Annotated in this window: 4 protein-coding genes; 2 read left to right on the top strand and 2 right to left on the bottom strand. The window is 59.6% G+C overall.

Translation table 11 applies throughout. The features are described 5' to 3' along the window. Nucleotides 1-70 precede the first annotated feature (70 nt). Both NZK35_RS34040 and dnaG read right to left on the bottom strand, forming a co-directional pair. Nucleotides 71-1,771, bottom strand: a complete 1,701-nt coding sequence (locus tag NZK35_RS34040) for a sigma-70 family RNA polymerase sigma factor (protein ID WP_259636987.1) — start codon at nt 1,769-1,771, stop codon at nt 71-73. 142 nt (nt 1,772-1,913) lie between these two features. Then, nucleotides 1,914-3,938 carry a DNA primase gene (gene dnaG, locus NZK35_RS34035; protein WP_259636986.1) on the bottom strand — a complete coding sequence of 675 codons (2,025 nt, stop codon included), beginning with the start codon at nt 3,936-3,938 and terminating at the stop codon, nt 1,914-1,916. Nucleotides 3,939-4,425: 487 nt separating this feature from the next. Here dnaG and NZK35_RS34030 point away from each other — a divergent pair, with 487 nt between their 5' ends. Beyond that, a complete protein-coding gene (locus NZK35_RS34030) occupies nt 4,426-5,604 on the top strand; it encodes a hypothetical protein (protein WP_259636985.1) in 1,179 nt (392 codons plus the stop codon). A gap of 56 nt (nt 5,605-5,660) precedes the next feature. Further along, a complete protein-coding gene (locus NZK35_RS34025; RefSeq protein ID WP_259636984.1) occupies nt 5,661-6,065 on the top strand; it encodes a hypothetical protein in 405 nt (134 codons plus the stop codon). The last annotated feature ends 464 nt before the right edge of the window (nt 6,066-6,529 follow it).

Raw genomic sequence — 6,529 nt, 5'->3', positions numbered from 1 at the left:
CGGTATTGGGCTGAAGCCTGGACACCAGCGCGTGTCGGTGTCCAGCCTTGAGGCGAGGTTGCAAGGAGCGTTACGCGGCGACCTTGATAAACGACGCGAGTCGATCGGCGCGGCTGGGGCTTTGCAGCTTCGCGACGGCCTTGGCTTCGATTTGCCGGACACGTTCACGCGTGACCTTGAAGATCCGGCCGCATTCTTCCAGCGTGTAGCTGTAGCCATCGACCAGGCCGTAACGCAAGCGGATGATTTCGCGTTCACGATACGTCAACGTCTTGAGCAGTTCGTCGATCTTCCCACGCAGGATTCCGCCGGAGGCCATGTGCACCGGGTTCAGGCTGTCGTTGTCTTCGACGAACTCGCCAAAGCTACTGTCTTCGCCTTCACCGACAGGACGATCCAGGCTGACCGGATGGCGGCCGATGTCCATCACACGTTGGACTTCTTCGAGCGGCACTTCGGTCAGCTCGGCGATTTCTTCGTACGACGGTTCCCGCTTGAGTTGCTGGGTCAGTTTCTTTTGCGCCTGCCGCAACTTGCTCAACACGTCGATCATGTGAACGGGGATGCGGATGGTGCGTGCTTGATCGGCGATCGCCCGCGTGATGGCTTGGCGAATCCACCAGGTCGCGTAGGTGCTGAACTTAAATCCGCGTCGATACTCGTACTTGTCGACCGCGCGCATCAGTCCCGTGTTGCCTTCCTGGATCAGATCCAAGAACGACAGTCCGCGGTTGCGGTATTTCTTGGCGATCGAAACGACCAATCGCAGGTTGCCGCTGCTGAGTTCGCGTTTGGTGGCTTCGAATCGTTCGAAGTGCTCGCGTGCTTTGGTGACACGCTTGTGCAAACTTTCGGGAGTCTCCTGCGTCAGCATCATCAGCTCGCGTAGCTCTTGTCGCAGATCGGCGGCTTCGTCGCGGCTGATCGCATCGTTGCCGAGTTCGGCCAAGCGGGTGCGGATGTAGTTCATGCGGTTTGAAAACTCTTCCAGTCGTGCCAGCATCGGGGTGACGCGTCGGCTGCGCAGGCTCAGTTCCTCGACCAGTTCCAGCGCTTTGCGGCGGCGGGCGATGAATCGGCGGCGGACTTCGGCCTTCAGCCGTGGCGGGGTGCTCTTGCGAGCCATCGCTTCAAAGTCTTCGCGGTTTTGAGCGATCAGGTGATCGAGCGTCCGCAGGTTGTGGGGCATCCGGGCGGAGATCTGTTCTTTGGTCAGGTGCTCGGTCAGCGAGACCTTGATGGTCCGATCGAAGGGCAGTTCGCCTTCGTGGACGCGATGCAGCACTTCGACCGTGTGACGCAAGGCGTAGTCGGATTCCAGCAAGCAGCGTCGGAATTGTCGCCGGGTGACTTCGATCTTTTTTGCCAGCGAGATTTCTTGCTCGCGGCCCAGCAACGGGATCTCGGCCATCTGGCTCAGGTACATGCGAATCGGATCGTCACTCGCCCTGGGCATGTCGACGCTTGCCAGTTCTTCCGCGGCGGCGGCACCGGGCATTTGGTCGTCGTCATCGTCGGCCGCGGGGCCGCCATCGGCGACGTCGCGTAGTCCGCGGACGTTGGGCTCGGGGCGCCGCGTCGTTGCGGCCGGTGCGCTGTGTCCGTCGACCAGCTTGATCCCGAATCGCTCGATCACTTCGATCAGCTTGTTTAGCTTCTTCGGGCTGCCGTCTTCATCGGGAAGGTAGGCGTTGATGTCATCGTAGGTCAGGCATCCGTGCTCGTGACTACGCTCTACCAATTCGGCAAGTTCTCGATCCATCAAAAGCATTGTTCAAAACCTCATGTTTGAGTTGCCCATCATGGGCGTGCGGGTCGTTCCTTTTCACCGCGTCGGTGCTTTGATCCAGACGCGGTGTTTTTGTTTGCTTGACGTTGCGGGCGTCATTCGGTCGTGGTCGTTCAGCTCCTCCCTAATGGTCAATTTGCTGACGGTCTTTCTCCGAATCGAACAGCTGCTTTAGTAGATCCAGCTCTTCGTTTTCGTCCAAGGCCAATGATTCAAGTTTTGCGATTTGTCGATGCTTTTCTGCAATGTTTTCTCGCCGATGAAATTGTTCTAGCAAAGACTGGAACCGCTGCTCGGGGCTTTGCGTGATTTTTCCTTCGCGCTGTGCCAGACGAAACTGCATCGTGACGACTTCGTTTTTCAGGAAGTCATTTTCAACCAATGCCAGCAAGGTTTCGACGGTCAGTTCACGACCCTGCAGGTCCAGTTCTTGATAGGCCGCCAAGATCATCTTTGCCGACAGCGTGTCCAGCCACTCAGGATCGATCGCTTCGACGGCTCGGCCGGCCAACTCGGGCGATTCGATCATCGTTTCGAACAGTTCGCGATCAAAACTGCTGAGCGGGACCTCGCGATCCTGGTTCGGTTTGACACTCGCCGCATTCGTCGTCGCGGCAGACGCCGCGGCCGGCCCGGCTTGTTGCATCGACCATGGATCGTCCAAATCCATTTCCGCGGCTTCGGCCAACAACAGATTCGGGTCGATCGGTCCGGTTGTCGATCCGACCGGCGCCGGGGGTGTGTTTGGCGAGTCGGTGCCGGCGGCGGCACGGAATTTCGCCGCCTTGCGTTTCCGCTCCTTCTCTTCGGCGCGTTTCTTTTCCAGCCGGTCTTCCAGCCGCGATTGAGAAATCTCGAAGGTCCTTGAAAGTCGCAGGATCATCTGATCTTGTTTGAGCGGATCCAGCATCGGGGCTTTGGCCAGAATCCCCGTCATCGTGTCGATCGCCTGCATCACCGCGTGCGTGTCATGGGTGACGTCGATTCCAGCCGTCAGGGATCGCAGCTTGTGTTCCAAGGCATCTGGTGCTTCGGTGACCAACTGCTCCAGCGCGTCGCGGCCGTGCTGATGCAGGTAGTCGGCCGGATCCATCGCATCAGGCAGCGTCAGGACGCGAAGGTCCGCATCGGCTTTGATGAACAATTCCAGCACTTCGTCGGCGCGGCGTTGGCCGGCCGCATCGCCGTCGAGCACCAACACGACGCGGTCGGCCAGTCGCTTGAGGGTGCGGACGTGGGCTTCACCGAGCGCGGTACCGAGGACGGCGACGACCGGCTCGATCCCCGATTGCCGCGCCGCGATGACGTCGGTGTACCCTTCCATCACCAGCGCCTGGCCGCCCTTGCGGATCGACTCCCTGGCGAGTTGCAGCCCGTACAGCTGTTCCGACTTTCGAAACAGTTTGGTCTCCGGGCCGTTGATGTACTTTCCGCCCGCGTTGTCACCGTGCCGCGCGGCGATCTCTGGGATCACCCTGCCGCCCATCGAGATCGGGCGGTTCTGCATGTCGTGAATCGGAAACATCAATCGACCGCGGAACAGATCGTAGCTGCCGTTTCCGCCGCGGCGGTTGAGCGCGACGCCGGCGGCGACCGGGATCTCGGCGCGGAACTTGTTCCGTTTGAGCAACCCGGTGGCGAAGTCCCAGCTGTCGGGGGCGAAGCCGATGCGAAACAGGTGTCGGTGTTCGTCGTCGATCCCGCGGCTGGCCAGATAGTCGCGAGCGATCTTGGCGTCGTCGGTTGACGGCGAATCGAGCTGATCAAAATAGGCATCGCAAATCAGCTTGACGGCCGCAAGCAACGTCGACTTGTCGTCCTTGGATCCGGCGTCCACCTTGGGGCCGGCCTGATATTCGATCCCGGCTTGTTCGGCCAGCGATCGCAGCGCGGTGACGAAGTCGACGCCGTCGCGGCGCATCACGTAGCTGAACACGTCTCCGCCGATGTCGCAGACCCAGCACTTCCAGGTTTGGCGTTCGCGGTTGACCGTCAGTGAAGGCGAGCGGTCGTCGTGCCAGGGGCACTGGGCGGCCAGCATGCGTCCTTTCGGGACCAGCGTCAACGACGCACCGATGACGTCGACAAGGTCGACGGCGGCACGCACTCGCTCTTTGAGGTCCAGGTCCATCATTGCGGACAAAGCCACTCGCTGAAAATGTCCCTGCGAATTCATTCCGAAATCGCGCAGGATTGGCGAAACCATCCGGATCGGTCGACTCGTGCCGAGTTCGTCGGATTTGGGAGGGCCGATTCACAGGCCCTTTCCATCCGCCGCGCGGCAAAGGCTTTCTCCTGAAAGCCGTTCGAGCAAATTTCGATCACACGCACTCCGTTGCAGCGTAACAAATCTCGAGGCCTGCCGGACTCCGACGGGGAGCACTCCCGTCTGGAGAGGAGGGGTACGAGCGATGCTTCGCATACGAGCCGGGGGAGTTTCACGATCGGCTGATTTCACGTCAAGGTCAGTTTCACGCCAATTTCTCGCCGCTTCCTTGGGCACGATTAAACCTCCGTCCCGTTCCCTTTTTCACGGAACTTTGCCGAATCCCGTTACGAAGAACGGGTTTCTCGTCGGTATAATCTCGTGAATCTACCCCGTCCCTCCCCGGAACGTCTGTTTCCCAGTCCGGACCATGCCCGCATTCGACGTCGATTCGCAGAGCCCGGGCGGCTCCTTTGAACCCCAGCCGGCTGACAATTGGTCGCTGCCGCTGGGAGCGATTGCCGGCATCCGGTTGTACCTCTCGTATTCCGTGTTCGTCGCGCTGGCGATCCTGGCGGGGCTCGTCGCGACGGTTCAAGGCCGCGAAGGCAACGGAGACCTGCCGCTGGTCGCCCTGACCGCCGTGGCGATCTGGTGCTTCGGTTGGGGGCTGCAGCTGCTCGTGCAACTTGGGCTGCATTGCTGGACGAGCGCCAAAAGTGAATCGATCACGATCGGGTTGCTGGGCGTCGAGGCCGCCAATCCCCTGTATCGTCGCTATCCCTGGTCTGCGGTCGCCAATCTGATGGCGGCTTGTTTTTCGTTGACCGCGTTGGTGATCTTTGGTGCCGCCTGCTTGGCCGTCCACATGCTGACGCGGACGGCCGGTTATTCCGACGGCACGTTGTGGCTGCAGGAACTCGCCGCACCGGGTTTGGGCTTGGATGCCGTGGAGAAGAGCTACTTGACGGCCGCCTGGTTGCTGTGGATTCAAGCCGCCTGTCAGGCTTATCCGTTGCCGAAAAACCTGGGCCGTGGCGCCATCGCGTCGGCGATCGCGTTGTTCGCCGCCGAAGCCAATGATGACTTGCAACTCAAACTGCTGCGACGGTTGTTGCAATTGATCTCGCTGATCACCGTCGTCATCGCGATTGCGACCCTGATCGGGGACGGCGACGTCAACCTGCCCCGTTGGCCGGTCTTGTTGTTCCTCGCCGTCTTGCTGTGGGTCTCGACTCGAAAAGGCGATCTGCGTGACTGGATCACCTCCATCCACGTCGCCGCCGCAGACCCCATCGCCGGACACTTCGACGTCACCGAATTGCGGGCGAGCGATGTCACGGTCGGTCACGACGACACGGCGACGGTGCGCACGCCTTGGCTGAGTGAATGGATCGACTCCGTGCGGATGCGTCAAAAGCGAAAACGAGTCCGCGCGGCGATGCGTCGTGAACACGAAGAAGCCAATGACGCGGCCCGCTTGGACCAGGTCCTACAGATCATCAGCCTGCACGGCACCAAGGGGCTCAGCCACGAAGACCGCGCCCTGCTGCAACGAGTCAGCAAAAACCTGCGCCGCCACCGTGAGTCGCAGCAGGGGGAAGAGTAGACAAGGAGAAACCGGGAACGCACCTGAGCAAACGATCGATTTTTGGTGAAACGAGAATGAGTGAACGCGACGAGAGCGCGGAAACGCTCCGCCGAATGGTCCGGATGCTTCAACAACAGAATTACATTGGTGTTGTTGAATCCGATCAATCTACCTTTTTCGACGCTTCAGAGTTTACCAAGAGACAGCTATTTGGACTTCGCGCCCTGGCTTACGACAAGATTGGTAGCCGAAAGCGATGTATAGAGGAGTACACGAAGCTGCTTGCGACGAACGGGGTATCCGATTTCGAGAGCCACACGACCATGGTTGAAATTGCAGAGCAGTATCTCCAATGCGACGAACCTGATGCTGCAAAGCTGTGGCTCGCCAAAAGCTTTGAAATCGCCCGACACGACGCGACGCTCGATACGTCGCGAGCCACCCATCTTATGCAGATTGCAGACGGGCGGGAGACGTAGCCATCGGAGAAAAGCGACACGAGGTTTTAGCAACGTTTGCCGCCCACCAATAAGCTTGCGTTGGCTGTCTAGGACGCGCGCTCGGTCCGCAATAACCGACAGGTGAATCGCATGACGATGCCTCGAGGGCACGGCTTGTGTGCATCGCTTGATGACGTCTTCGATCAAGTAACCAATTTTCGCATGCTGCTTTTCGATAGAACATTTAATTTGAGAGCTAACGCAATGAACCCACAGATGGCAGCGCGAACCCACGGATAGCAATCAGCAGGACGATCCGTGGGTTCGCGCTGCCATCCGTGGGCTACGTTTCCGATTGCTGTATTCGGACTGCACGAGCACCGAACTCGGTGACAACTGTAAGTGTTGAATGGCACCGGCATACGTGTTGGTGTGCAGGCTTTAGCCGCCCATTTTCGCTGCGTAGCAGCGACCGGGAATCGCCTAACCCGGATATTGCATCC

Origin of the sequence: Stieleria sedimenti (genome assembly GCF_025060895.1) — a bacterium.
In the GTDB taxonomy this organism is placed as follows: domain Bacteria; phylum Planctomycetota; class Planctomycetia; order Pirellulales; family Pirellulaceae; genus Stieleria; species Stieleria sedimenti.
This window is presented reverse-complemented; position numbering and strand designations above follow the sequence as displayed.

What these genes read in the sequence shown, in the direction of transcription:
- NZK35_RS34025 (WP_259636984.1), top strand. Translation starts at nt 5,661, where the DNA reads ATGAGTGAACGCGACGAGAGCGCGGAAACGCTCCGCCGAATGGTCCGG.
- NZK35_RS34030 (WP_259636985.1), top strand. Translation starts at nt 4,426, where the DNA reads ATGCCCGCATTCGACGTCGATTCGCAGAGCCCGGGCGGCTCCTTTGAA.
- NZK35_RS34040 (WP_259636987.1), bottom strand. Translation starts at nt 1,771, where the DNA reads ATGCTTTTGATGGATCGAGAACTTGCCGAATTGGTAGAGCGTAGTCAC.